At 60.8% G+C, this 25,482-nt stretch carries 27 protein-coding genes and 1 pseudogene; 4 read left to right on the top strand and 24 right to left on the bottom strand.

What is annotated here, in order from left to right; all coding sequences use genetic code 11:
* Nucleotides 1-54: 54 nt before the first annotated feature.
* Nucleotides 55-639 carry a recombinase family protein gene (locus SB749_RS12305; protein ID WP_410710578.1) on the bottom strand — a complete coding sequence of 195 codons (585 nt, stop codon included), beginning with the start codon at nt 637-639 and terminating at the stop codon, nt 55-57.
* A gap of 227 nt (nt 640-866) precedes the next feature.
* Between SB749_RS12305 and SB749_RS12310 the strand changes: the two are divergent.
* Nucleotides 867-971, top strand: a pseudogene (locus SB749_RS12310) (hypothetical protein); the annotation flags it as partial.
* A 407-nt stretch (nt 972-1,378) separates the two neighbouring features.
* On the opposite strand, the gene SB749_RS12315 reads toward SB749_RS12310, so the two are convergent.
* The 11 genes from SB749_RS12315 to SB749_RS12365 all read right to left on the bottom strand — a co-directional run bounded on the left by SB749_RS12315 (nt 1,379) and on the right by SB749_RS12365 (nt 11,924).
* Nucleotides 1,379-1,960, bottom strand: coding sequence for a YdhK family protein (locus SB749_RS12315; protein ID WP_152346763.1), 582 nt, complete (start codon nt 1,958-1,960; stop codon nt 1,379-1,381).
* Between the two features lie 1,090 nt (nt 1,961-3,050).
* Nucleotides 3,051-4,484 carry an NADH-quinone oxidoreductase subunit N gene (locus tag SB749_RS12320; protein ID WP_410710579.1) on the bottom strand — a complete coding sequence of 478 codons (1,434 nt, stop codon included), beginning with the start codon at nt 4,482-4,484 and terminating at the stop codon, nt 3,051-3,053.
* 3 nt (nt 4,485-4,487) lie between these two features.
* A complete protein-coding gene (locus tag SB749_RS12325) occupies nt 4,488-5,984 on the bottom strand; it encodes a NuoM family protein (protein WP_227492566.1) in 1,497 nt (498 codons plus the stop codon).
* Entirely contained in the window at nt 5,981-7,813 is a 1,833-nt protein-coding gene (locus tag SB749_RS12330; RefSeq protein WP_208094670.1) for an NADH-quinone oxidoreductase subunit L, read from the bottom strand. Before SB749_RS12330 ends, SB749_RS12325 begins: the two co-directional genes overlap by 4 nt.
* The gene (locus SB749_RS12335) at nt 7,810-8,112 is read right to left on the bottom strand and encodes an NADH-quinone oxidoreductase subunit NuoK (protein ID WP_152346762.1); all 303 of its coding nucleotides are present in this window, start codon (nt 8,110-8,112) and stop codon (nt 7,810-7,812) included. Before SB749_RS12335 ends, SB749_RS12330 begins: the two co-directional genes overlap by 4 nt.
* On the bottom strand, nt 8,109-8,672 hold the full coding sequence (locus SB749_RS12340; RefSeq protein ID WP_152346761.1) for an NADH-quinone oxidoreductase subunit J: 564 nt from the start codon (nt 8,670-8,672) through the stop codon (nt 8,109-8,111). Before SB749_RS12340 ends, SB749_RS12335 begins: the two co-directional genes overlap by 4 nt.
* Before the next feature lie 3 nt (nt 8,673-8,675).
* On the bottom strand, nt 8,676-9,608 hold the full coding sequence (locus SB749_RS12345; RefSeq protein WP_152346760.1) for a complex I subunit 1 family protein: 933 nt from the start codon (nt 9,606-9,608) through the stop codon (nt 8,676-8,678).
* Nucleotides 9,601-10,818 (bottom strand): hypothetical protein, encoded by a 1,218-nt coding sequence (locus SB749_RS12350; RefSeq protein ID WP_410710580.1) that lies wholly within the window; start codon nt 10,816-10,818, stop codon nt 9,601-9,603. The genes SB749_RS12345 and SB749_RS12350 overlap by 8 nt, the downstream gene beginning before the upstream one ends.
* Nucleotides 10,809-11,150, bottom strand: coding sequence for an NADH-quinone oxidoreductase subunit A (locus tag SB749_RS12355; RefSeq protein ID WP_152346758.1), 342 nt, complete (start codon nt 11,148-11,150; stop codon nt 10,809-10,811). The genes SB749_RS12350 and SB749_RS12355 overlap by 10 nt, the downstream gene beginning before the upstream one ends.
* A gap of 75 nt (nt 11,151-11,225) precedes the next feature.
* Nucleotides 11,226-11,594 (bottom strand): metal-sensitive transcriptional regulator, encoded by a 369-nt coding sequence (locus tag SB749_RS12360; protein WP_166825325.1) that lies wholly within the window; start codon nt 11,592-11,594, stop codon nt 11,226-11,228.
* Nucleotides 11,595-11,711: 117 nt separating this feature from the next.
* On the bottom strand, nt 11,712-11,924 hold the full coding sequence (locus tag SB749_RS12365; protein WP_152346756.1) for a heavy-metal-associated domain-containing protein: 213 nt from the start codon (nt 11,922-11,924) through the stop codon (nt 11,712-11,714).
* A 199-nt stretch (nt 11,925-12,123) separates the two neighbouring features.
* Between SB749_RS12365 and SB749_RS12370 the strand changes: the two genes are divergently transcribed.
* Nucleotides 12,124-12,702 (top strand): CueP family metal-binding protein, encoded by a 579-nt coding sequence (locus SB749_RS12370; RefSeq protein ID WP_152346755.1) that lies wholly within the window; start codon nt 12,124-12,126, stop codon nt 12,700-12,702.
* A 79-nt stretch (nt 12,703-12,781) separates the two neighbouring features.
* Here SB749_RS12370 and SB749_RS12375 read toward each other — a convergent pair whose 3' ends face one another.
* The 7 genes from SB749_RS12375 to SB749_RS12405 form a co-directional block, all read right to left on the bottom strand.
* Complete coding sequence (locus SB749_RS12375) at nt 12,782-13,393, bottom strand: recombinase family protein (protein ID WP_410710973.1); 612 nt, start codon at nt 13,391-13,393, stop codon at nt 12,782-12,784.
* 225 nt (nt 13,394-13,618) lie between these two features.
* Nucleotides 13,619-14,245, bottom strand: coding sequence for a vitamin K epoxide reductase family protein (locus SB749_RS12380; RefSeq protein WP_410710581.1), 627 nt, complete (start codon nt 14,243-14,245; stop codon nt 13,619-13,621).
* Nucleotides 14,226-14,846: a DsbA family protein gene (locus tag SB749_RS12385; RefSeq protein WP_410710974.1), complete on the bottom strand. Its 621-nt coding sequence runs from the start codon at nt 14,844-14,846 to the stop codon at nt 14,226-14,228. Before SB749_RS12385 ends, SB749_RS12380 begins: the two co-directional genes overlap by 20 nt.
* Nucleotides 14,847-15,338: 492 nt before the next feature.
* Nucleotides 15,339-15,863, bottom strand: coding sequence for a signal peptidase II (locus tag SB749_RS12390; protein ID WP_166825320.1), 525 nt, complete (start codon nt 15,861-15,863; stop codon nt 15,339-15,341).
* On the bottom strand, nt 15,860-16,459 hold the full coding sequence (locus SB749_RS12395; RefSeq protein WP_009885365.1) for a cadmium resistance transporter: 600 nt from the start codon (nt 16,457-16,459) through the stop codon (nt 15,860-15,862). Before SB749_RS12395 ends, SB749_RS12390 begins: the two co-directional genes overlap by 4 nt.
* Nucleotides 16,459-18,375: a heavy metal translocating P-type ATPase gene (locus tag SB749_RS12400; RefSeq protein ID WP_227492564.1), complete on the bottom strand. Its 1,917-nt coding sequence runs from the start codon at nt 18,373-18,375 to the stop codon at nt 16,459-16,461. The genes SB749_RS12395 and SB749_RS12400 overlap by 1 nt, the downstream gene beginning before the upstream one ends.
* Nucleotides 18,372-18,731 carry an ArsR/SmtB family transcription factor gene (locus SB749_RS12405; protein ID WP_009885367.1) on the bottom strand — a complete coding sequence of 120 codons (360 nt, stop codon included), beginning with the start codon at nt 18,729-18,731 and terminating at the stop codon, nt 18,372-18,374. Before SB749_RS12405 ends, SB749_RS12400 begins: the two co-directional genes overlap by 4 nt.
* A gap of 293 nt (nt 18,732-19,024) precedes the next feature.
* Here SB749_RS12405 and SB749_RS12410 point away from each other — a divergent pair, with 293 nt between their 5' ends.
* Together SB749_RS12410 and SB749_RS12415 are read left to right on the top strand one after the other, a co-directional pair.
* Entirely contained in the window at nt 19,025-19,654 is a 630-nt protein-coding gene (locus SB749_RS12410; RefSeq protein WP_092106880.1) for a TlpA family protein disulfide reductase, read from the top strand.
* Entirely contained in the window at nt 19,651-20,430 is a 780-nt protein-coding gene (locus tag SB749_RS12415; RefSeq protein WP_166825317.1) for a cytochrome c biogenesis CcdA family protein, read from the top strand. Before SB749_RS12410 ends, SB749_RS12415 begins: the two co-directional genes overlap by 4 nt.
* 200 nt (nt 20,431-20,630) lie before the next feature.
* Here SB749_RS12415 and SB749_RS12420 read toward each other — a convergent pair whose 3' ends face one another.
* The 5 genes from SB749_RS12420 to SB749_RS12440 form a co-directional block, all read right to left on the bottom strand.
* Nucleotides 20,631-21,785, bottom strand: coding sequence for a hypothetical protein (locus tag SB749_RS12420; protein WP_410710582.1), 1,155 nt, complete (start codon nt 21,783-21,785; stop codon nt 20,631-20,633).
* On the bottom strand, nt 21,785-22,732 hold the full coding sequence (locus SB749_RS12425; RefSeq protein WP_410710583.1) for a cytochrome c biogenesis CcdA family protein: 948 nt from the start codon (nt 22,730-22,732) through the stop codon (nt 21,785-21,787). The genes SB749_RS12420 and SB749_RS12425 overlap by 1 nt, the downstream gene beginning before the upstream one ends.
* Complete coding sequence (locus SB749_RS12430; protein WP_410710584.1) at nt 22,732-23,472, bottom strand: DsbA family protein; 741 nt, start codon at nt 23,470-23,472, stop codon at nt 22,732-22,734. Before SB749_RS12430 ends, SB749_RS12425 begins: the two co-directional genes overlap by 1 nt.
* A 67-nt stretch (nt 23,473-23,539) precedes the next feature.
* The gene (locus tag SB749_RS12435) at nt 23,540-24,751 is read right to left on the bottom strand and encodes a hypothetical protein (protein ID WP_410710585.1); all 1,212 of its coding nucleotides are present in this window, start codon (nt 24,749-24,751) and stop codon (nt 23,540-23,542) included.
* A 6-nt stretch (nt 24,752-24,757) separates the two neighbouring features.
* Nucleotides 24,758-25,474: a DsbA family protein gene (locus SB749_RS12440; protein WP_410710586.1), complete on the bottom strand. Its 717-nt coding sequence runs from the start codon at nt 25,472-25,474 to the stop codon at nt 24,758-24,760.
* Nucleotides 25,475-25,482 lie beyond the last annotated feature (8 nt).

Consider the following 25,482-nt stretch of genomic DNA (forward strand, 5'->3'; position numbering starts at 1 on the left):
CGCCTGAATTGATCTCTAATCAGCCAGTCCTGACATGTCCCTCGGCGCAGAATCCTACTCGTCGATAAAAGCGCGTGAGAGACGATAGAAGCTGGCCCGCGACATTCCCAAATCTCGGACCACCTGCGCGACCGGTTCGCCACTGTCGACCAAACGGACTGCGTTCCGGATCTGACTATCTGTGATCCGGCGCGGCCGCCCCCCGAGGGGCAGGCCAGCGGCCCGACGCTTTTGTATGGAGTCGGAAACTCGCTCTCGCTTGATTTCGTGTTCCATCTGCGCGAGCGCCGCCATGATGGTGAACAGCATCGAACCCATTGGTGTGGCCGTGTCCACATCGCCACCACCAAGGTTGAGCACCCGCAGACCAACACCGCGGCCTCGGAGCTCTTCGGCAAGGTCCAGCATGTTCTGGGTTGATCGGCCCAGACGATCGAGCGTGGTGATGACAAGAGTGTCCCCGTCGATGAGGGCCTTGAGCGCTCGATCGAACTCGGGCCGTGATGCTCGAGCGCCAGAGACTCCGTGGTCGACATAAAGGTCGTCGTGACGGACACCGACAGCGAGTAAATCACTCTGTTGTCGGTCAGTGGATTGATCCCGGGTCGATACGCGGGCGTATCCAATCAGTTTCCCCATCGGGAGGCTCCAAAGTGTCTCATAACTAACGGTGAGTGCACCGATTCACACTCGAGGTTACAAGACATGGTTATAAGAAGTCAGCCACTGGCCGAGAAGACTGAGATGTCATTTTCAGAAGTCGGCTGCACGGTGTCAGTTTCAGAAGTCGTTTGCACGGTATTCAGAAGTCAACTGCACACCTGGAACGGTGACGACTTATCCGATTGGAAATCACACGAGGGTCCTCCGGCCGATCATGGGTGGACACTACAGCAATCACGGGAGAATCGATCCCGATCGAGGTCGCCCCTGGGGACGCGATCCTGGCCGGGTCGGTCAATGGCACAGGCACCAGCCCCTGCTGTGCCCGGCCCATCGCCCGGTCCTCCAGAGCATCGGCAACAGAGAACGGAAATGCGAACGCTGCTGCCTCTCCGACGTGGCCGAGCACGACAGCACCGATCGCGGCAATCGTCATCAACAGCCCCACACCCAAACGCCCGCGCCCGGTAGCTGCGAACTAATGCTTCAGCGTGCCGGGATAGATGACGATCTTCCGGCAAATTGAAGGAAGGTTTGAAGAAGTGGAGATTCCCGTCCCTCTCTGCTTCTACGTATCTGGCCGTGCCTTTTCGACCTCATCGGCATTGATCGACAGTGTGGAGGTGGGCTGCCTCCTCCACGAAAGAGACAACCCACCTCCATGTCTGCCGTCAGCCGCGTTCGGCCACGGTCGAGAGCCCTCCCATTCCTGGGACTACTTGGCTGGCGTGATTTCGTCTTCGACGACCCACTTATGGTTCGTCATCGTCATATCGCCCATATCAACGTCGACCATGTACACGGTTTCATCGGTCGAGTTGTCGATCGTGGCTTTCGCGCCCTTCATTCCGGGCATATGGTCGGCATTGATCGTCACCTTGGCACCGTCTTTCAAAGGAGCCTTGTCAGGGTTGTCGAGTTCTTCATGAACGACCCATTTGTGATCCTTCACGGGATCGCCACCACCGGTGGGGGTGTAGCTGACCGAATAGGTTGTGGTATCGAAGGCACCCGAAATTGTTGCCTTGGCCCCTTCCATGCCCGGCATGTGATCGGCCGTGAGAGTGACTTCATCACCCACGGCGTACTTTGGATCCGAGGCTTCCTTGATGCCCTCTGGTGGGTCGCCACCATCGGCGGCGTGCGCATGGCTTTCACTCGATGGGGACTCGACCTGTGTCTGCTCCTGGGACGGCTGCGCCCCTTCGTCCTCCTCGGGGCTGGAGCATCCAGACAATGCCAGAGCTGTCGCGGCTGCGATCGCCACGATGGATGTTATTGGTTGAAACGTTTTCATAATGCCTCTTCTTTGATTTCTGCGACTTTAACGAGCCGGGATGTTGAGATTCTGGACGCAATGCGCTTAAGGATGAAAGCTGTCTTCCATTCAGGGTTCATCCCCGTATCTTTATGGTCATGGGCTTCCATCGGGGCGCCAGGGGCACGTGTCCCACACTGAGTGGCGACGCGTCAGGGTAAAGAACCGGACTGAATCGAGGCGCGCCAGATGAACTCGAATTGCCAGGTGGGTGCCCGGCTGAAGGCGAGTCAACGGTTTACGTCCTACTGATGGAAAGCTCGCCCGGTGAGGGAGAGGGTGGGTGATAGGCCATCGGCTGCAGCGGTGGGTGCGACGGGCGAGGTGCGTCGGCGAGCCAGCCGATGGACGACGGCGGTGGTATCGCCATTTGGTAGTAGGGAGAAACGGTGAGGCAACCCTCAGGGGACGTTGTATCAGCGGAGCAATGCCCGAAGTGACCTGCCAGGGGCGTGGGTACTGCGTCAGTGTTGTGTGATTCTGCGGTCCGGGGAGCTACGTCAAATCCTGCGACGCCCTGCTGCTGCGGTTCAGCGATATGAGACGAAAAAGCGGATCCAGGCGTCGACACGCTGACGACAGCACGAGTGTGAGCGGTTCCGGTCACGCACACCAGCACGGCCAGCACCAGGAGAAATACGATCATACGCGGCCGGACAAGCCCGAGACGGGCGAACGTGTGCGCGAGCAAGCGTCACCTCCTGTGGCCGAGCAAACATGCCAGTATGATCCGCCCGTGACAGGACGAAAAACGGTTGCGGGGCATGTAATGCGCCCGTGCCAATAATACCCCCGGGGCGTAGGTGGTGGGCAAATTGTTGGTATTCCTGCGTGCGGATTGGCGAGCAATAAGAGGTGTAGGCGCACATACGTAGGAGAACCGGTCTCATTCGCCAGTTCCAAAGAAGCTACTCTCCTATGTCAACGGCAATATCCGAGATCCGGTAGCGATCAGTGTCCGAGCGGCCGCGTTCACGTTTCGGGCATTTGGTCCGGCCCGGGCGTGGAACGCCTGTGGCGCAATTCGCCAAAAACGACCTGTTGTGCAGTTCCTGCGTCGGCATCGGCGTTAAATCAGCATCGGCCACCCAAAAATCTGCCAGAAAAGGCCAGCGCCGATGCCGAGGGCCAAGCTGGTCACCGCCGCTACAGCAGCGGTCGCTGCAGGCCACCTCGCGGGCTCCGACGATGAGGGCGAAGTCGCTGAATCCGTGCCCATGGGCATGAACATCGGGCCGAACCACCTGAGGTAGTAGAAGAGGCTGAGCAGACTGTTGATCATCACCACAAGGGCGAGCCAGCCGTGGCCCCCATCCCAAGCAGCGGTGGCGGTGGTGAACTTACCGACGAATACCGCTAACGGTGGGATACCCACCAAGCCCAGCAATGACGCCAGCAGCGCCACCGCCAATCCAGGGCGAGTTCTGACCAAACCACGGTATGCAGACAGGTCACGGAACGTGGGAAGGGCAGCGGTGACGGCAAAGGCACCGATATTTGCAAGAGCATATGCGGCGAGGTAGAACAGCATCGAGGGCAGGGCGAGATCGCTGCGCCCGACGGACGAGATGGGAACGAGCAGGAATCCGACTTGGGCCACCGTCGACCAACCAAGAAGCCTGCGCGGGTCACGCTGCCAGTAGGCTGCGAGGTTGCCAAGAAACATTGAGGCCGTGGCCAGTATCGCCACGACGATCAACCAGGAGTCGTCTCCCACTGACACCGTGCTCACGAGTCGATAGAAGGCGATGAGTGCCCCGATTTTGGGCACGGTGGTGAGAAAGGCCGCTGCGGTAGCACCGGTGCCCTGCGCGGCGTCGGGCACCCAGAAATGAACGGGCACCCCACCTGCTTTGAAAAGTAGCCCGGCGAGCACACAGAACACACCGACACCCGCAGCAGCGGTAGGTTCCGCCTGCAGTGTCTGTGCCAGGCGCGCGTAGTCGGTGCCCCCGGTCAGTCCGTAGAGCACCGTAACTCCAAGCATGAGCATGATCCCGGACAGTGCTCCCAGGAAATAGGTTTTCATGACGGCTTCGGCCCCGGCCGCCCTGCCAGTCAGCCCCACGATCGCGTAGAGAGGAATACTGGCCAGCAAAAATCCTATGATCAGAACGAGGAGATCGGTAGCACCTGCCAGGACCATCACACCGGTCGTGGCAAAGAGCAGCAAGGCGTAAGTATCCGATTCCCGAGGTGAGCCAGCGAGCTCGCCAGAGGCGACCCCCAGGACTAACAGGGTCGTCAGCGTAACAATCACTCGGGCAACCCCCGTAGCGGTGTCGACTGCAAAAGTGCCGGCGAACGCAGCTTGTGGCGGTCCCGTCATCACCAGTGCGGCTACGATCGCAGCACCGATCAGCGCTAAAGCAGCCACGGCACGGCTAACCCATTGCCGGTAGCGAGGCAGGAACGATCCGCCCAGCAGGACGACGAGACCACCAACAAAGAGGATGATCTCCGGAAGCAACAGTGTCGGGTGCATCTGCATCGACGCGTCCACTGTCTACCTCCCCACCAGATTCACGAGGGCAGTCGAGGCCGGCTCGATGACACCGAGAAGCGTCTGAGGCAGGACTCCGATGAGCACGGACAGCGACAGCAACGGACCGATCGACCACAGTTCTCGGCCACGAAGGTCACCAAACCCGATCGCCTGGCCCTGAGTGGAGCCGGTAAAGACTCGCTGGAACGCGCGCAAGAACAAGGCAGCCGTGACCAGGATCCCCAGCAGTGCGATCGCAGTGACCGGGGCGACCGCGATACTTCCGGCAAAAATCTGGAACTCAGCAATGAATCCCGACAGCCCAGGCAGGCCCAGAGACGCGAACGACGCGATCGCGAACATCGCCGCAAAACGCGGTGCAGGAGCCGCCAAGCCCCCATAGGAGCTCATGGCGTAGGTTCCAGCTCGAGCTTGCATCACTCCCGCCAGGAGGAAGAGCGCGGCGGTGGTCAGCCCGTGGCTGACCATCTGCACGACCGCCCCCGTCACAGCCACGGAACGGGCCTGAGCACTGTCGTCGCCGACGAGACCGACCGCACCCAAAGCCAGGATGATATAGCCCATGTGATTGACCGAGGTGTAGGCGATCATCCGTTTCAGGTTCGTTTGGGCCAGGGCCACAAACGCCCCATACAGAACCGAGACGATACCGACGATGATAATCACCCAGGCCCAGGATTGCCACGCCTCGGGCAGAATCGGCATAGCGATGCGCACGAACCCATACGTGCCCATCTTCAGCAGCACCCCAGCCAGCACAGCCGATCCGGTCGCCGGGGCATCGGTATGAGCCGGGGGCAACCAGGTGTGAAAGGGAACAGTGGGTGTCTTCACTGCCAGCCCCACCAGAATCGCAGCCAAAATCATCCCCCCTGCCATCGGGTTGCCTTTGAGAGGGTCGGCAGCGACGAGTTGAACAATGTCAAAGGTGTGGGGGTCTGAGAACACGTAAAGGCCGATGAAACCCAACAGCAGAGACAATGACCCCAGGAACGTGTAGAGAAAGAACTTCAGTGCCGAGCGGGCCGCGTTGCCATGGCCCCATCCGGCGATGATGAAGTACATGGCCACGATCGACAGGTCGAAGAACACAAAGAAGACAATGAGATCGGCGGCCACGAACAACCCGAGGCTGACGCCTTCGAGGAACAGAAACAGTGCCGTGTGTACCCGAGGCCGATCGGTGTTCTTCAATGCGTAGATGGCAGAGGCGAGGAAGACCACCGTCGTCATCGCCAGCAGAGACAAAGAGAGCCCGTCGACACCGACGTGATAGCTGCTGTTGACTCCCGGGATCCACGGCACCTGCTCGTCGAAGGCCAAACTATTCGGACCTGGATCTTTGTAGCCAGCCCACAGGATACCGACGAGGATCAGCTCCACGGCGCTGACAACCACCCACACCCAGCGGGCCGCTGCGGGCCCGATCGCGGGCACTGCCGCAACACCGGCAGCGACAATCAGGGGCAGGAAAACGATCAGACTGAGCATGTTCATCCCATCACGGTGTAGAAGGTCCAGATGACAGTACCGGTGGCGAGCACCACGACCATCTGCAGAAAGTACTGGTGGATCGCCCCGGTCTGCGGGAGTCGGGCCAGATGCCCGAGCCGGCCGATCCGACTGGCAATGGCAGTGACACCCTTATCGACTCCGTCGTCGTCGGCCCGGGCCACCGCGTGTGCTATCAAGATGGTGCTTTTGGCAAGGACAGCGACAGATCGGTCCACCACGTAGTCATCGAACCACGCCAGAACCCGCGCCAAGACCAATGTTGGGCGGACAATAATGACATGCGCGGCCGTATCCAATCCGAGCCAAGCACGTGCCCACCGTGGCTGCGGGGCACGCCACCAAAACATCACCACCACTACGATCACAGCGATCGCCGCTGAGGTAACCAGTTCGACTACCGAAACCTCACCCCGGCCACCGAGGACCTCGGTGAGGACACGCCCGAGTGGGGGAAGGGCGAGCACACTGAGTGTGGCCGCGCCGAGCGCGAGCACAACCAGTGGAGCTTGTTCCAGAACCGTTATCCCGCGAAGGCCCTTCGGACGAACGCCTGCGCGCGCACCGCGGGTCCATATCGTCGACAAAACCTTGCCCGCATAGGCCGCGGACAAGGCCCCCGCGACCAGTCCTGCTGCGTAGAGTAACGGTGAGGATTCGAGCGCGGCTGAGAGCACGGAATCTTTCGTCGCCCACAACGACAAAGGAGCGATTCCGGCCAACGCCAACGCCCCGACAGTCGCGGTGACACCGACGACCCGCCATCGGCGCGCCGCGCCTCGCAGCTGCGCCAGATCCTCGGTGCCCAACGCCTGCAACCACGCTCCCGCAACGAGAAACAACAGCGCCTTGACTGATGCGTGCGCAACCAAGTGGGCTGCTCCACCGCTAACGGCACCGACCCCGGCGGCAAGGACCACGAAGCCCAGCTGGGCAACCGTCGAGGCGGCCAACAATTGTTTGAGGTCCCGCTGCCCCAACGCCACGAACCCCATCAGCACCGCAGTGCCCACACCCGCCCAAGCTGTCACCGGTCCGGCCCAATCAGTTGAGGCCAGCAACGGTTCGATCCGCAGCAAGAGATATCCACCCATGGCGACCATCGTCGCCGAGTGCAGCAATGCGCTGACTGGGCTCGGGCCCTTCATCGCGCCTGAGAGCCAAAACGAGAATGGCAGCTGCGCGGCCTTACCCAACGCCGCGACCACAATCCCTGCCGCGATCACGTGTCGCCACGGGTCGGCAACCGAGGAAAGGTCGGTCAGCCTCATGCCGACTCCCCCGGCCAGAGCGGCACCGGCTGCGACATACAGGCCCAGGTCGGCGGTACGAGTTGTGATAAACGCCGTCAAACCTGCGGAGACACGGGTGGAGTCACGCCACCAGAACCCGATCAGGGCGTACGACGTAGCCCCCATCAGCTCCCAGGCGAACAGGAGCGCCGGAAGGCTTGCCGCTGTCGCGGTCACCAAAGCCGCGGCAGAGAAGATCAACATCAGTCCAAAGAAGCGAGACCGACCTGCGCGAATGGTGCCCGCAGCGAAGACCAGGACCAAAAACGTCACTGTCGCAACCATCGGCACAACTAGTCCCGCAAGAGCGTCGACGTCCAACGCGAAGTCGGCACCCGCGAGGAACGGGTAGGACACCTCCGGGCGGGTGGCAGCAGTGAAGAACGCCCCGATCGTCATCAGCCCGGCCGTCGCCACCGCGATCAACCCCGCACCGCGGTCGGCCCGGCTTATCACGAGCACGCCACCGACGGCTGCTGGAAGCACCACCATGGCCACGAGTGCCGCCTGCGGCCCGATCACTGAGACAACTCCTGAGACATGTCGGTCATATCCGTCTCCCGCCGACGATGCAACAACACGGCCACAGCAAAGCCCATCGCCATCTCCACCGTCATCGCAGCCAATATCACCAGCAACAGCACCTGTCCCGACGGGTCCGGTGCCAAAAACCACCAGAATCCACCAGCAGCCAGCAGCACCCCGTTGATCATCAGTTCCAGGCCCATCATCACCATCACGACAACCTGTTGAGACAGCGCACCGTAGAGTCCCACCGCGAATAATGCCGCAGCCACCACCAACACAGCTTCGAGAGTCATTGCTCCACACCTCGGTCCCAGGCATTGTCGACGTGAGGGCCACGCAGGTCATCGCCAAACCGGTCATAGCGAGTCCGATGCGAAGCCAGGACGACACCGGCGACGATCGTGGCGACCATGACAGCGCCCACTCCCGCCATGACCAGCATCTTCTCACCCATAATCTCCAACCCGAGTGCGCGTGTGAGGTCAGCAGGTGGCCCACTGCGACGCTGCGGCCACGGGATCAGAAGGGCACCTCCTGCCAACAGCACGAACACCGCGACTGACGTTGCGATTGCAGTCTTCTTCCCATGAGTCATATCCATGGGCATAAGTGCGGGATTCATCCCCATGAACATCACCATGTAGACAGCCATCACCGCCATCTCCATGACCATCATCAGGATCGTGATTAACCCCAGATAGTTCTGTTGCAGCAGGAGAATCTGCACACCCACGGCGATGAACGACACGGCCAGTGCATATGTGGCGCGCGCCATGGAATCGACCACGAACACGGCAAGACCGCTCGCCACAGCGATTATGGCCAGGGTCCAGAACGCAATTCCGATCAGCATGCTTCAGCCTTTCCCGACAACAACGACAGACACGACAAGGTCCTGAATCACAATGGCTGGGAGCAGAATCGTCCACCCGATCGTCATAAATCGATTGGGACGCAGGAAGGGAATCTTACGGCGTAGCCACACGAGAACGGCCAGGACTGCCATCGTCTTCAGCAGCACCCAGGTCCAGCCCGGCAGCCATGGTCCAGCTCCTCCTCCGAGGAACATGGGAACAGCGAACGCCGACCCAGCGGCCAAGAACAGGTAGCGACCGGCATGGAAGACCAAACGATCGACGGCGGACAACTCTGCTCCCGCACCACCAACGATGTCGGTGGCCACGGCCGCGGCGAACGGCCCCCAGACCGAAAAGCCCATCACTCCGATCAGATAGATCAGGAATGCCACAGGCATCCATACTGCGAACCACAGCTCGTCCTCTTGAGCGGCGGCAACGGCACCGACTCGGAGGCTGCCAGCGGCGATGGCCGGGGCTACCAGAGCAAACATCAAGGGCAGTTCATAGGCCAGGCCGTGAGCGAGGAACCGATAGCCGCCTATGAGACTGTGCGTCGAATTGGCTCCCCACCCGGTGATCCACACCAGCGCCCAGACCATAACGTCGATGGTGTTGAACCACACCACACCGACATCGAGATCGGTCAGCGTCCAAGAGCCGAAGGGGATGACAGCAATCATCAGGAACGCGCCGGTGAACATTCCCATCCCACCGGTTCTCCACAGCATGGTGTCTGCGGCCACGGTGGTGCGCCTGCGCTGACGCAGTAGCCGAGCGAAGCGATTGTGCACCCATCCGCCGTGAGCACCGTGAGCGCGGGCCGATAGACCCGCATCGAGTGCGACAGCGAAGATCGCGAGTCCGCACAAAAGGGCCCCGGCTACCACAGACCACACGGCAGGAACGGTCACTAGATTACTCTCAGTCATGCGCTACCCCATGAGCCGGGAGGGGTTGCAGATTCACACTGGCAACGCCAAGCCGCAGGGTCGCGAGTTCGAGACCGATGACCAGGTCTGGCAGGACCTGCCAGGAAACGTCGTCGTCAACCGTCGGGCCCCCACCGTCGACTGCGACCTGAATTCGAGTGAGGGTGCGAAGCATTCGATCATAGGCATCTCCCCGGCAACTAGCAGGCAAACCGTATCGTTGACATTCGAGATGATCAAGGACGAGGACTCTGCGCAGGGACCCGCGCAACAACCACGATCTCCGGATCGCACGGTGCAGGCGTTCGAGCCCATCATGGGCCTCGGAATGATCACCGCGCAACAGGTGGTCCCTGGTCTGGCGGGCTCGAGCAGCCAGATCGTCAGCTCCGGCAAGGGCCAGCAGCGACATCACGTTGTCGCACCGCATTGCAGGGCTGAGTCCAGGAGCAGGCACAGGTGAAGTGTGACCATCAACGATGGAGGCGTCGGAGTCGACGACCACATCGCCTTGCAATGTGCAGTTCATGGCCAGACCGGCTGGCCAATAGGCGAGGATCGGGCCAAGTGTGAGGTGCAAGACATCCATCTCAAGACCGTCTCGATCCGGCCCGCCTTGAGCTAAGGGGATCCCGCCGGGAGACATCTCCATGTCACCATGATCGCTGTGATCCATTCCGCCGTGGCCGCTATCGTCGATGTCGGCGTGGTCACTGTGGCCCATGTGACCGTGGCCATTGTGGTCCATGTCGGTGTGGCTGTCGTGGTCCATTCCGCCGTGATCGTCATCCATGGTGTCGTGGCTACTGTGGCTCATGGCGTCATCGCTGCCGTGGTCCGTGTCATCGTGGGGAAGCCGAGGTTCTTGTGGCCGCGAACTCGCGTCATGCTTGTGGTGCGTGGTGTCGATGTAGCGGGTTATGGCATCGTCGAGAGCAGAGCTGACAGTACTGGTTGAGGGCATATCGGCATGAACCCGGGGCCCGGGCATCTGTTCCCAGAGTCGGTCCACCAATTGTGTGAGCTCGGGCCCCGGCACCCCACAAACTGCGAGCACGTCCGCATCTGCTGGACTCCATGCACGCCGCCAGCCACGACGCAGCATCTGGTCTTCGAGTTCCACCCGCGTCGACCACTGACCCGGCACCTCGACGACGAGCACCCGAATGGCGGGCACCGCCAATTTCGCCAGCATCTGGGTTATACCCATCGGAAGGCCCCTTCCCGCCAGGCCCACGCGACGGCAACCAGGAGCGCTCCAAGAAACAGGAACATCTCGATCACAGCAGAGATGCCCTTCTCGGCCACAACGACCGCCCACGGATACATGAACAACATCTCGACATCGAAGGCGAGGAAGACGATTGAGGCCAGGTACCAACGCACATGAAATCGGGACAGGGCGTGTTCTTGTGGAAACCACCCAGACTGTGCTGGAAGCACTGTCAACGATTGAGCATGCACGCTGGTAGTTCGGTGAAGACCGTAGATGAGCACGACAGCGATCATCGCAAACAGACCCATACCTAGGATCCCGTACATGAGAGACCGTCCTTCCCCGCCATTGAGGCAAACACAACCAACACTGACCAGTCGGGTCAACAGCGTGCAGCTGGCTCAGCTGCGCATCAACCGACTGATGGCTTCAGACACTTCGTCGAGCTTGTCATCAGCGTCTGCTCCACCGTCTTTGACCGCGTCGACGACGCAGCTGCGCATATGGTCGTCGAGGAGACCTCGGGCAACGTTGCGCAACGCGGATTGGATGGCCGAGACCTGAGTAAGAATATCGATGCAATACTGCTCTTCATCGACCATCCGTCCGATACCGCGCACCTGGCCCTCGATGCGCGCCAGACGTCGTTGGTACTGCGCTTTGTCGCGAATATATCCGTGCTCATGACCAGCACCATGGCAAGCGGAAGCCTCTTCAACGTCGTTTTCCTGTGGGGGTGTGATGTCGATCGAGTCTTGCGATTTCGCCATTGGTTGCTCCTCAGACTTCATTCCATATTGGAAAGTCGTGATTGACCCGAACCGAATATGAATCAGGGCAGGTGGTGCCCGAAGGGCTGCAGGTAGGGATGCTAGAAATCATCGGCTCTATGCCGGTACCGCTTGATAGCCGGCTTCCTCCACCGCATTCACGATGGCCTCAGGATTAACGTTCGTTGCCGACGTCACGACGAGCCTTCCGGTCTGGTGGGAAACCTCGACGTTGGTCACGCCCGTTATCTCCTGGACTTCCTCACGCACAGACATTTCGCAATGACCGCACGTCATCCCGGAAACGATGAACTCACTGTTCTCACTCATCTTGGACCTCCATCATTGAATACCTAGGGTAGGTATTATCTGGGGCTGACGATATACCCATAGAGGGTATGGTTGTCAATGGAAATCAGGCCAGTTATATTTTGTGGCACATGACACGAATGTGACCTGCGGCAACGATCAGTCGTATCCGATCATGACCGTATGAGGCAGAGCCCCGAGTGGGACGTAAGGAGATGATGTGAAACGACGAGGAATTGCCATTGCAGCGCTCACACTGCTACTGGCTGGTTGTGCAGCCGACGATTCTCAAGAAAGGTCAGAGGTCGATCCGGTCTCGTCGGAGGAATTTCTCTCCGATCACGGACTGGCAGGAATGGACGCGGTTGAGGCCATCGACCATCTTGACCAGCTCGCAGTCACCGATCGTCCAAGCGATCTGATGGCATCGATCTATCCTGATGAACTCGTGCTAGCGGGCGAAGCGCAGGAGGTGACACTCGATCTACCAGCAGAGAAATCATATGTGTCGATTGCCCCTTATGTGAACACCACTCACGAGTGCTTCTATCACAGCCTCACCACCTGCCAGGGAGAACTCGGCAACGAGGACCTCGACGTCCAGATCACCGATAAGTCCACCGGCGACGTCGTCGTCGATGAACCAGCGACGACCTTCGATAACGGTTTCGTCGGTTTCTGGGTACCGAGCGATATCGAGGGAACCATCAAAGTCAGCCATGAAGGCAAGACTGGCTCTACCACCTTTTCCACCACCGAAGATGGTGCTACCTGCGTCACTGATCTTCATCTCACTTAGGCCGCATTCGCCGTCTTGCGGCTACTTGATCCAGAAGCAGCGGCCAGCGAAGTCCGCTTTCCTCAGTCTGCGCTTCGTTTTACCGCTCGAGGAGCTTGGCCCCATCGGTGCGGAGCTCACCAGTTGGGGAAACATGGCGGTATAACGTCTGACGAGTTACCCCAATTTCCACGCAAAGGTCACCGACATTGGTGCCGGGTTGTCCCATCGATGCCATTGCGAGGCGAACTTTGGCCGGGGTCATCTTAAAAGGCCTACCTCCCTTACGACCCCGCGCGCGCGCCGAGGCCAGACCAGCTTTGGTGCGCTCAGAGATGAGTTCACGTTCAAATTCGGCCAACGCCGCAAAAATTCCGAACACCAGTTTGCCCGACGCCGTGGTCGTATCGATCGCAGCACCTTGGCCAGTAAGCACCTTAAGCCCCACCCCCCGCTCGGTGAGGTCATGGACGATGTTGACCAAATGGCGCAAGTCTCGGCCAAGACGGTCGAGCTTCCACACGATCAACGTGTCTCCTGAACGAAGAGCCTTGAGACATGCGATCAGTTGTGGTCGGTCGTCCTTCTTGCCTGAAGCTCTGTCTTCATACAATTGCGCATCATCGACACCCGCAGCAGACAACGCGTCCCGCTGGAGATCGGTGGTCTGCGATCCATCAGCTTTCGACACTCGAACGTATCCAACCAGCATGTCCATACCTCACCACTTATACGTTCGTTTATGTGACACCAGAACTGTTGCGTCGCCGCCATCGGAAAAATGTCATTTAACCTGTGAGCTTCAGCGATGAATGGCGGTTGTTTTACAGACTGAGATGGCGGCTCAAGTCGAGAAGGATTAATAGGCGAGTCTCTTCCGGTCCATATCGTGGTCGTCGAGACTACCTAGAGCGGTGACGACTCATCGCGTTGAGGATCACACGAGAGTGGACCAGTAGTCCCAGAAGCGGTTGGCGATCAAAACGATGATGAGGAGGAACCAGCCAGTCAGGATCGCTCCACGGTATTCGTGGAGCAGGTTGATCCACTTTTGTCCCTTGCTCAGTGATCTGAGGTTTCGGGTAGAGGTGTACCAAAAGATGGGGATCGTCACTGCCCACACTGCCATGCAGTAGGGACATAGTGCCCCGATGACGTAGAGGCTCTGATAGATCAACCAGTGCACGAAGATGACCGCGAACGTGACACCGATCTGAATGGTGGCCCAGTACCAGGCGGTGTATCGCCCTCCAGCGAAAAGACCTACGCCGATAGCCGCGACGATGGCGAAACCTGCGACGCCGATGATCGGGTTGGGAACACCAAATGCCGCGGCTTGCGGAGTCGCCATTACCGAGCCACAGGAGAGAGCTGGGTTGACGTTGCAGCTGGGGATATAGTCCGGATTGGCGGCCAGTGTCATCTTCTCCACCAGCAACACCACAGCCGCTATCAACCCGATGAGCCCGCCTACGACGAATAACGCTGCCAGGCCACGGGACGACGTGACCGGGGTTTCTTGTGTCTCCGTCTCGTTGCCGGTCTCAGTCTTGGAGGGCAGCATCGAAAGCTTCCTCCAGGTCAGTGACGCTTTCGGGTTGGAGCTTCTCGCCGTCGAGGAAGAACGTTGGAGTGCCGGTGACTCCGAGGGCCTGCCCGTCCTTCTGGCTCTGCTCAACGCGCTCGAGAGTGGCCGGATCATCATAGGCTGCGGTGAACTGGTCCATGTCCAGGCCGAGTTCCTTAGCGTAACCAGAGAACTTCTCGCGTTGTGATGTCTCCTGGTGGCCCCATTCGTCTACCGTTTCGAACAAGCGTTGATACATGGCCTCGAACTCTCCCTGTTCAGCAGCTGCCTCGGCGGCCAACGCTGCGTTGACGGAGTTGCCGTGTAAGGGCATATGTCGCACGACGAAGGTGACACGGTCCCCGTATTCCTTTCGCAGGTCCTCGATGACCGGGTAGAGAGACAGGCAGCCTTCGCACTCGAAATCAAGGAACTCCACGAACACGGCTTCGCCACCCTTAGACAAGCGGGGGCTGTCATCGCGGACCAGTAAGTCGGCGGTGTCTGCACTGGTGGGTGCGGTGTCCGATTGTGGTTCGTTGCTGTCGTTATTGAACACCAGCAGACCGGCGAGGACGAGGGCGGCGACGCCGATCATTGCTAGGGAGATTTTCACGCTGCGGCTCAACGGTCGCTCACTTTCACGTAGGTCTTCGAGGATGGCATCATGCTGGCATCACTCACATCGGATGGGTGGAAAAACTGCGGTTCGTGTAAACGGATCTGCGCTCAATGACAATGACAACCGCCCTTGCAATCTCATGCACCAGTCTGGAAGCCACAATATTGAGAACAGCGATGGAGAACGGAAGGCATCATGATGCTATCCAGAACCCAAAAGACATATCCAGTCACTACTGGTCGCCCAGTCTTGGCTGGATCCAGGCTTAGGGCATCGTTCTCACGATTGTGATTGTAAATTCGACCGCGGCTGACTTCACTGTAAATGCTGATCCGCCTGCCGGAACTCTCGATGCTCAGTTGCTCGCGTTGGTGCGCACGTACAGTGCTTCGGCGATCCTGCGGTCGAGCACCTCCCAGTACGAGCGGCCGTCGAGATACTGCAGCCTGATCTCGATTGGTCATCATTTCAATTCTGGTCGTCGCGGATCATGAAGAGCGTTCCTGCAACCGCTACTATGACGATCACGATGTCAGCGATGTTGCCGATGAACCAGTTGCCGTAGGCGAGGAAGTCCGCGACGTGCCCCTGCGCGAATCCTGGTTGGCGGAAGAGTCTGTCTCCGGCGTGCGAGGCGGCGGCCCCGCCGAGCGCACCGATCCCCACCGCCCACCCGGGCCGTCGGACACGAAACGCGAAGACAAGCGCGGCAATGGCGACGGCCACGGCCACCAGAGCAAACACCCAGGTGAACCCCTCGCCGAAGGAGAACGCCGCGCCGGGATTGTAGGCGAGCTGCAAGCCCAGCAGGTCACCGACCAGCGGGATTCGCTCACCCTCGATGAGCGTGGCCTGGGCCCACGCTTTCGTTCCCTGATCGATTAGGACGACGACCAGGGCCAGCAGGAGCGACGCTGCGGTGAGCCGCCAGCGCCCCCTCTGCGGCGGCTCTACCGACGCCGGCTCAATGTCGGAGGTCGCGTCCGGGGTCATGCGAGGGCCTCGATGAGGCGGATGATGACGCCGGACTCGACCAGGATGAACAGGCCCAGTCCGATGAACACGACCGGGACGAGCCAGTGCTCGACGCGTTCGAGCGTTTCGGTGACGGCCTTGTGAGTTCCGATTAGGCGTCCGGCCGCGCACCACACGGCGACGAGTATCAGGAATACGACGATCATGATCGTGACGTCGCCGGGCGAGCTGGTGCGGAAAATGGGCGTGTAGAGCGAGATATTGTCGGCCCCGTTGGCGATCGTGATCCCGGCGACGCCCCACAGCCCGACCGCGGCGATCTTGTCATCGTCATCGCCGTTGCGGCGCAAGCCGCGCACGAGGGCCCAGATACCGATGCCGAGCGGGATCAAGCCGAGGAATCCCACCCACTCATCCGGGATGATCGTGAGACCGAGCGCAGCGACCACGCTGATCACGACGAGGGTGATGAACCCGAGGTACTGGCCCACGACGATCTGCCATGGACGAAGCTGGCCTCGGCGAGAGGCGAGGAACAGCACTGTGAGCACGACGATGTCGTCAATGTTGGTCGCAGCGAACAGTCCGATCGCTGATCCGATGGTCGTGAGCATCAGCTCTCCAATCGTGATCTGCGGGTGCGGGCAGCACGCAGACCGTTGAGGATCACGACGACCTCCGCGACCTCATGGACCAGGACGACAGTGGCGAGCCCCAGGACCCCAAACAGGGCCAGAGGGAGCAGTACGGCGATAATCAGCAGCGACAGAATGATGTTCTGATTAATGATCCGCCGACCACGGCGGGCGTGATCGAACGCACGCGGGATCAGGCGGAGGTCGTGGCCGGTGAAGGCGACGTCGGCGGACTCGATCGCTGCGTCGGAGCCGGTAGCTCCCATCGCGATGCCAATATCCGCGGCCGCGAGAGCCGGGGCGTCGTTGATGCCGTCTCCGATCATCGCGACTGACCCCACCTTCGACAGATCACCGATCGCAGCAGACTTGTCCTCGGGACGCAGCTCCGCGCGCACGTCATTGATGCCCGCCTGGCCAGCCAGCGCACCAGCGGTCCGGGCGTTGTCTCCGGTGAGCATCGTCATCCCAATGCCCTGATCCGCGAGCGTGCCGACGACCTCGGAGACTTCAGGGCGCAGCTCATCACGGACACCAACCGCCGCGGCCGGGAAGCCGTCGCGGTGGACGATCACGACGGTCATGCCTTGCTCTTCCAGGGTTGAGACCTGGCCACCGAGCTCGCCGGCGTCGAGCCAGCGGGGGCTGCCGACGGTGATACGAGCGCCGTCGACAATGCCTTCGACGCCGTATCCGGTCTGCTCGGTCACGTTCGCAGCTGCGGGCACACCGGGTGCAGATGCCGTGATCGCTGCCGCGAGGGGATGCGTGCTGTGCTGCTCCAGCGCCGCCGCCCAGGCCAGCGCCTGCGTCTCAGCAACGGCGTCCACGGTCAGGACGGCGGTGACCGCGGGCTCGTTGCGGGTCAGGGTGCCGGTCTTGTCGACGGCGACGTGCCGGATCGTGCCGAAGCGCTCGAAGACGGCACCGGACTTGATGATCACGCCGAACTTGCTCGCCGCACCGATCGCGGCGACGACCGTCAACGGCACCGAGATCGCCAACGCACATGGAGAGGCGGCGACCAGCACGACGAGCGCACGCGTGATCCACACATCCGGGTCACTCAACAGCGACCCAAGGATCGCGACCACCGCAGCGAGGATCAGAACGCCGGGCACCAGTGGACGGGCGATCCTGTCCGCGAGACGAGCACGCTCGCCCTTCTCCGTCTGTGCCTGCTCCACCAGCTCGACGATCGTGGTCAGCGAGTTATCGGTGCCCGCCGCAGTCGTCTCGACCTCCAGCGCGCCCGAGCTGTTGATCGCGCCCGCCGACACCTCATCACCCGGATCGACCTCGACCGGAATCGACTCCCCAGTGATCGCCGACGTATCCAGGCTGGAGCGCCCCGAGCGGACGATCCCATCGGTCGCGATCCGCTCGCCTGGGCGGACGAGCAAGATTTGCCCGGCAACCAGCTCCTTCGCGGGGACCTCGACGGAGACGCCGTCGCGCAACACGATCGCCGTCTCCGGCACGAGCTTCAGCAACGCCCGCAACCCGCCCCGGGCGCGGTCCATCGCCTTATCCTCCAGCGCCTCAGCGATCGAATACAGGAACGCCAGAGCCGCAGCCTCCTCGACATACCCGAGGATGACAGCGCCGATCGCACTGATCGACATCAACAGCCCGATACCGAGCTTGCCCTTGAAAAGCTTCCGGATCGCTCCCGGAGTGAACGTCGACGCGCCCAGCAACAGACCGATCCAGAACAGCACAAGCCCCAGGATCTCGAGGGCGGACCAATCGAAGATCAGCCCGGTCAGGAACGCAACGCCGGAGAACACCGGCACCATGATTCCGCGATCCTTCCACCAGGGTCTCTCTACTTCTTCGATTTCCTCTCCCGCCGTGGCAGCAGGCTCGTGCTCGCAGCCGCACGCCGCGCTCACGCGTCGGCCCCCGCTCCGCAGCACCCCGGCACTATGCACGCCGAATCCACGCACGGCGCGTGCTCATCCACGGCCAGCGTCACGTCCACCAGCGCGACGAGCGCAGCAGCGAGGTGCGGATCGGCGATCTCGTATCGCGTCTGTCGGCCCTCCGGCTCAGCGACCACGATCCCGCAATCGCGCAGGCAGGTCAGATGGTTCGACACGTTCGAACGCGTCAATTCCAACTCTCGAGAGAGCACAGCCGGGTAACTCGGAGCGTCGAGCAGCGTCATCAGAATCTTGGAGCGCGTCGGATCCGCCATAGCCCGGCCGAGCCGGTTCATGACGTCGAGGCGTGAAGCAATAGTCAGCATGTACTGAACTATACAGTGCCAGCTGACCTATGTGTAATCTAGAGTCGCATGCTTGATCACCGATACCGTGAAGCCGTTTTTGACCCACAGTGGTACACAAAGAGGCTCAACGGTAAGCGCTGCGGCGCGGAAGCGGATATGCCCAATAAGGAATGGCCATCACCCTCCTGCCTGCTCGGCGGTGAGCTTAGACAGCTGTGATCCATATCCCCGCTGGCAGGCCATGTGATTCGAGTCTGATTTCTACGAATTGTAGAATTATCTTAAGAATTCATACTGCCCAAGGAGCCAACGTGCAAAACACCTATGCGCAGCGATCGCGACTTCGATCCTTTTCCCGCCTGGCCTACGGGAGCGCTTTGCTCGCGGTCACGCTGGGTGCGATCACCGGATGCGCTCCCGCCGACAAAGGCGTCGAGGACACTTCCGGATCAAATGATCAGGGGTACGTGGCGGGCACGGGAGTGATCACGCAGATTCCCGAATCGCAACGCTCAACACCCGTGCAGCTGGCCGGAAACACGACGAACGGGGATGCCTTCGACCTACAAGAATGGCAGGGTAGCCCAGTGGTATTGAACTTGTGGTACGCAGCGTGCCCACCGTGTCGAGAAGAGGCACCAGACCTTCAGGAAAGCTACGAATCGTTTAGCGAGGAGGGAGTGGCCTTCCTGGGAATCAATGTCCGAGATGAAGCTGCTGCGGCAAACGCATTTGCTCGACAATTCGGCATCACCTACCCCTCCATGCTCGACAAAGAAGGGCGGGCAGTGGCGGCCTTGAGCGGTCTTCTTCCACCGCAGGCCGTACCGTCGACGGTGATTCTCGATTCCAAGGGCCGTCCTGCTGCTCGTGTCGTCGGGATCGTCGATCGCTCGACTCTTGATGGCCTCATCACTGACGTACTTGCCAAAGACACGTGATCGCTGTGGCAACGATCGGTGAACAGTTCTCACAGATAGCAAGCTCGGGCCCGATGCTGCTGGCAATCCCGATTGCTGTGATCGCCGGGATCATCTCGTTCCTGTCGCCATGCGTGTTACCACTGGTGCCTGGCTATCTTGGCTATGTCACTGGACTTGCCGGGAAGTCACTCGAAGATCAGAAGACATTCCGCGTGGTCATTGGTGTGTTCTTGTTCATGCTCGGCTTTTCGGCAGTCTTCGTCTCAATTGGACTCGTCTTTTCTCTCACAGGGATACTTCTCAGCGCCTGGGCGGACGTGATCAATCGCATCATGGGTGCGATCGTCATCGTGGCAGGGATCATCTTCATGGGCGGGTTGAGTCTCCTCCAGCGGGAGTGGCGTATCAAGAGCCGCCCTCAGGCGGGATTGTGGGGAGCACCGCTTCTCGGCGGAACGTTCGCGTTCAGCTGGGCCCCGTGCATGGGGCCGACATTAGCGGCAGTACTTGCTTTGACGACCAGTTTCGGGCCGACAGGATCCGGTGCCTTGCTTCGCGGGACCATATTGACCCTCAGTTATTGCCTGGGTCTTGGCATTCCCTTCCTGCTTGTCTCTTTGCTACTCATCAGAGGCGGCGGTCGCATGAGGTGGGTCAAAGATCATCATGCAGCAATTACCCGTGCGGGAGGGGCCGTTCTCATCGGAATCGGAATACTGCTGATCACTGGAGTATGGACTCAATGGGTCAACGGACTGCAGGGGCTTATCGGTGGATTTTCCACCGTGGTCTGAAATGACCGTTCACTGACACATGGATTCAAGTCTGAAGAGTGAGCGCAGATATCTCTCGAAAACCTTTAATTTTATAAGACGGTCGAATCGAAGGACCGGCACCATCATGAAGGCTGTGAGCTTCAGCGATAATTGGCGGTGTTCTGTCAACACTTCGTGGCTCGTGAGCCTGGACTGGGAACGGGACAATTCTCCGTTGCCTATTGCTCAGGTACATCCTTGACAACTCTGTCCGTCGCTAGCAACGTTCTGTCACCGGCCCGCAGAGTTCCCAGACCTTGTGACGTGAAGAGGTCAGGAACTGCCACGATGCCCGAGCCCTCGGCAGGGTAGCCCCTGGCGATGCTGCCGGTGGCTGCGTTGTGGACCCGCAGACTCTCGCCCTCGCGCAGAAAGATGAGCCCGCCGACGGCAGCCTCTAAGACCACGGGCTCGGGCAGAGAGACGGGCAGTTCGTTCGTGCCCGTCTCATCGATGACCGTCAGGCCCTGCTCGTCCCTCGTGATGATCATCTCCGAGTTCGCATCTCGAGCGATCTCGCTGGCGGACTCGTCGAGGACATCACCAGATTCTGCATCGATGACGGGCCCGGACCCATCGTCGGCATCGAGATGAATGAGACCGTCGACCTGTTCGGGGAAGGCTGTAAGCCCCTCGACGCTCCAGCCGTGATCCGCCAGCGAAATCTCCCAAGCGGTGTCTCCTCCGTCCGAGGCGGAGAGAGTGTCCTGACCAACGCTGAGGATGGTTCCCTGATATTCGCCGAGGACGCGCGATGTCGAGGATTCGGCACTTGCAACTTCACCGGTATCGGGGTCGAGTGCCACGGTCTCGCCCTCATCAGCAGCCGAGAAGACTACCCCCGGACCCTGCATCGGACCGGGCACGTCGCTCGGGCCCCACCGTTGCTCACCCGTTTCGAGGTCATAGGCGGTAGCCGTCACCTCGGTGTCGCAGGTTGTATCGGATGACGAATCGGTGAGCACTGCCAACGGCGTCCCCTCACTGTCGGCAGTGACACTGAAGCCGGTGCAGCCCGTGGTCCGTTGGGCCTGCCATAGGGTGGTGCCGTTGCTGTCAACAGCGCTGAAGTCCAAATGGTCGTCACCGCTTCCTGCGGACAGGAACACATCGCCGAGGTGCTTGACGTCGAGATCCCAGCCCGGCTCTACGAGCTCGAGCGGTTCGACGATCAGTGGCAACTGCAGATCGGAGGCATCGACCTCGTCGAGTTCCGTACCGACCTGCCTCGGTTCGCGTTCGAACTCGGGTGGTTCCTCGGTCGAGGTGCAGCCGAGGAGAGCCAGCGTGGTGCTCAGGCCGACGGCCATGGTGACGAGTCTGCGCCTGGCCATCAGGGTCTCGGCTCGTCTCTGACCTGCCTTGGAGCCTTTGCAGTCTCCGACCCGGTCACCGCTGCTGTTCCCGTCGCAGTCTCCGTCGGCTCCTGGCCCTCTTCCCTGTCCTGCCGGTCCCTGTTGCGTCGGCGTTCATGACGTAACCACAGGGCGATCGCGATGACCGCCAAGAGGCAGACGACGAGGATGTCGAGCGTGGTCGAGGTCCAGGAACCCGCCCATTCCTGAATATGGGCAAGGGTGGACGTCGAGATCAGGGACGGTGCCGAGACAAGACCGTTCGTCATCCGGAAGACGATGCCGATGACGATCATCAGCGCCCCGGTGACCATCGAGACGACGGGCAGCCGGCGACCGAAGAAATTGACCGAACCGCCGCGCATGACGGACCTGGCACGTGGCCCCATTCGCGACCACAGAGCTGCGATGATGAACAGCGGAACGACCATGCCGGCACCGTAGATCGCGAGCATCACACCGCCGAGGAATACACTGCCTCTGGTGGCCGCCAGAGTGAGGACCGCGCCGAGGATGGGCCCCGAGCAGACTCCGGCAATCCCACTCGTGGCGCCGAGGAGGAACGTCTTCGTCGCTCCCGTTGCCGTTGCGGATTTGGACCGCATGGTGTCGGCACCCGGGAGCATCCGAGCGGGGTCGAATCCGAAGCCGAAGAACTGGACGATGCCAAGGATGATGAGGATCACCGAGGCGGCGAGGACGATCGTTCCGCGATGGGCGGTGAAGAGTGCGCCCAGGGTTCCCGCTCCCATACCCAAGGGAATGAGGACGAGCAGCATTCCCACGTAGAAGATGACACCGTGGAGCAGCAGTCGTGACCCGACCCCTACTGTGGAGCCGAAGAAGGCTGGCAGCAGCAGTGCCGCGCACGGGCTGAGCAGGGCGAGGACTCCGCCGATGAAGGCGCTGAGTAATCCGATGTCCATCAGTTCGCTCCTTCCAATTTCTGTTCGATGGCGTCGACGAAGACGCTGGTGGGCTGGGCTCCGACATAGGGCTGTTCGTCGAGGATGAACGTCGGAGTCGAGAAGGCGCCGAGTTCGGTGCCCATCTTGGCGTTCTTGTCGACAGCCGCGGCAGTCTCAGAAGAGTTCATGTCCTTCTCGAACTGGTTCATGTCGAGGCCGATATCGGCGGCCACGGATGTCAGCGCTTCGGGAGAAAGCTCCTCCGGCGGACGTGGTTTGCCTCCGGCGAACAGCTTCTCGTGAAACTCCCAGTGCTTATCCTGCAGAGCGGCCGCGTATGCCGCCTTGGCGGCCTGTTCGGATGCTGAGCCGAAGACGTTTACCTCGCGCCATTCGATGCGCAGATCATCGGAGTCGGCGTAGTCGAGCATCGTCGGCAGGGTGTCCTGGGACCAGGCCGCACAATAGGGGCACTGATAGTCGGAGAAGACGACGAGTGTGACCGGAGCATTGACTGGACCCTCGGCCAGTGGGTCGTCATCGTCGCTGTCGAAATCGCTGACATCCTTCTGCTGAGGATCCTCGACCTCGGTGACGACGACATCCGACTCCTTCTGTCCGGCGGTGGTCTGGCCAGAGTCGTCGCCCTGCTCTCGATTCATGAAGAGGATCATGAGCACGAGAGCAACCGCCACGGCGATGACCGCGAGGGGTATCCACCAACGGTATTGGGGCCTGAGCGCTTCGTGTCTCGGCATATCACCACTCCTGAATTACTATGGTACTTAGTAAAGAGTATGTCATGGTGGACAGGTGCTGCCACGTTCATCTCTGACTCGTGATCAACAGCGGTGTCTGTGGGTCACCGATGAGCGCGGCACCGGATTCGGAGATGTGGTGGGGCGCCCCGAGCTGCTTGGTCGCCTTGAGCAGTGGAGTGTCCTTCTTGACGGGACTGCCGTCGCGAGCGGATCTGGCTGTGACTGACTGCTCCACCCGATCCGATTCGCGCTGACTCTCCGATTCGCTCCCACTCTCTGAGTCGAAGGTGATGAGACCTGCGCCCACTGCGGAAACCTCGGCGTGGGCAGGCAGCGGCGTGCTCCAACGTTCCGTCCCGTCACTATAGAACCCGTGCAGGCGGGATCCGACTGTGACCAAGGTGTCGGTCGATGAATCGAACCAAGCGTCAGCGATCTCGGAATCAACGGTGGCCCCCGAGCGCAGGTCGATCAGAGTCCGTGTTTCGCTGCCTGCGTCGCCCACCAGTGCATGAGACTCGCCGGTCGGTTCCCAGGGGATTTCCCGGACCTCGGACGCGGACATACCGAAGTTCTCGGATGGTTGGGCCCAGAGCCTGTGGCCATCGAGGTCTTCTCCGACGATATTGCCACCCTGACTGCGAACGAGATGCTTGCCAAACACTGCGATGACCTGGGAGGACTCGTTCTCAACTTCGACCGCAGCCACATCTCCGGTAGACGGGTCGAGCGCGGTCCGAGGGCCCCCGACTCCGATGAAGTCCTTAGGCGGCCCCGCGAAGACGAGGCCGTTGCCCAGCAGCGGGCCAGGAGTCCCCACTGGCCCCCAGCGTTTCTCGCCGGTCGTGAGGTCATAGCCGCTCGCGGTGGTTGTCAGCGACCCGCCGGACGAAGCGCCTTGATCCATGAGGACTGCGATGGGGCCGTCGCCGGTTGTGGTGACGAGGTAAGCGGAACAGGCTCGTGGGCGCTGTGCCGTCCACAGGACCTTTCCCGTCGAATCGACGGCGCGATACTCGAGGCTGCCGTCGTTCTCGTGCATCGACAGGAATGTCCCGTTCGCTTCCTGCGCCGGAGAGTCCCAGCCGGGATCGACGGCTCGTGCCGCAGAGGAATCACTGTCGGCCTCACCAGGATCGAAGCTCGGAGCCTGCGATCCGGCCGGGGTCGGTTCGGACGACTGAGTGTCTGAGCCGAACACGGAGCAGGCGCTGAGCCCGAGGGCAACGGCGAGAGTGATGGAGAAAACCGACGCGACGGTGGGCCGTGGCCTCACGCTTCCTCAGCCTTCCGCCTCGGCGAGGGCATCGTCAACGGCACTGACGAACTCATCCGTCGGCTGGGCCCCCACGAGAGGTTTGCCGCCGATGACAAATGTCGGGGTGCTGGCCACGCCCAGCGAGTAGCCCTCTTGGGCATTGGCGTCGAACTCATCATGAGCCTCGACCGAGTTCATGTCTCCCTTGAATTGTGTGGGATCGAGGCCGAGGCCTTTGGCTGCCGACACCAGCGAGTTGTCGTCGAGCTCGGATTTCGGGGGATGCTCGCCGCCTTCGAACATGGCGTTGTGGAACTCCCAGTACTTGCCTTGGAGGCCGGCGGCATAGGCCGCGCGAGCCGCCCTCTCCGACTCCTCGCCGAAGACGGCGAGGTCGCGCATCTCGATCCGCAGATCACCCTTGTCGACGTATTCCATCATGGTCGGCAGTGTCTCCTCATTCCAGGACGCGCAGTACGGGCACTGGTAGTCGGAGAACATCACGAGAGTCACCGGCGCATCGACATCGCCGAGAGCGCGAGCGTCGTCTTCGACCCTGTGCTCGACGAACGACAGGTCGACCTCTTCTTCGCCGGTTCCCGACTCGCTCTGCGATTGTGCGTTCGCGCTGTCGTCGGCGGGGCTTTGGTTGACGATGACCACACCAATGAGCACTGCAGCGAGAACGATGACAGCTAAAGGTATGAGCCACAACATGGGGCCGCGAGTGGAACGGAACACGGGAGCCT

It is taken from the genome of Brevibacterium sp. SIMBA_078 (genome assembly GCF_046534565.1).
Classification (GTDB): Bacteria; Actinomycetota; Actinomycetes; order Actinomycetales; family Brevibacteriaceae; genus Brevibacterium.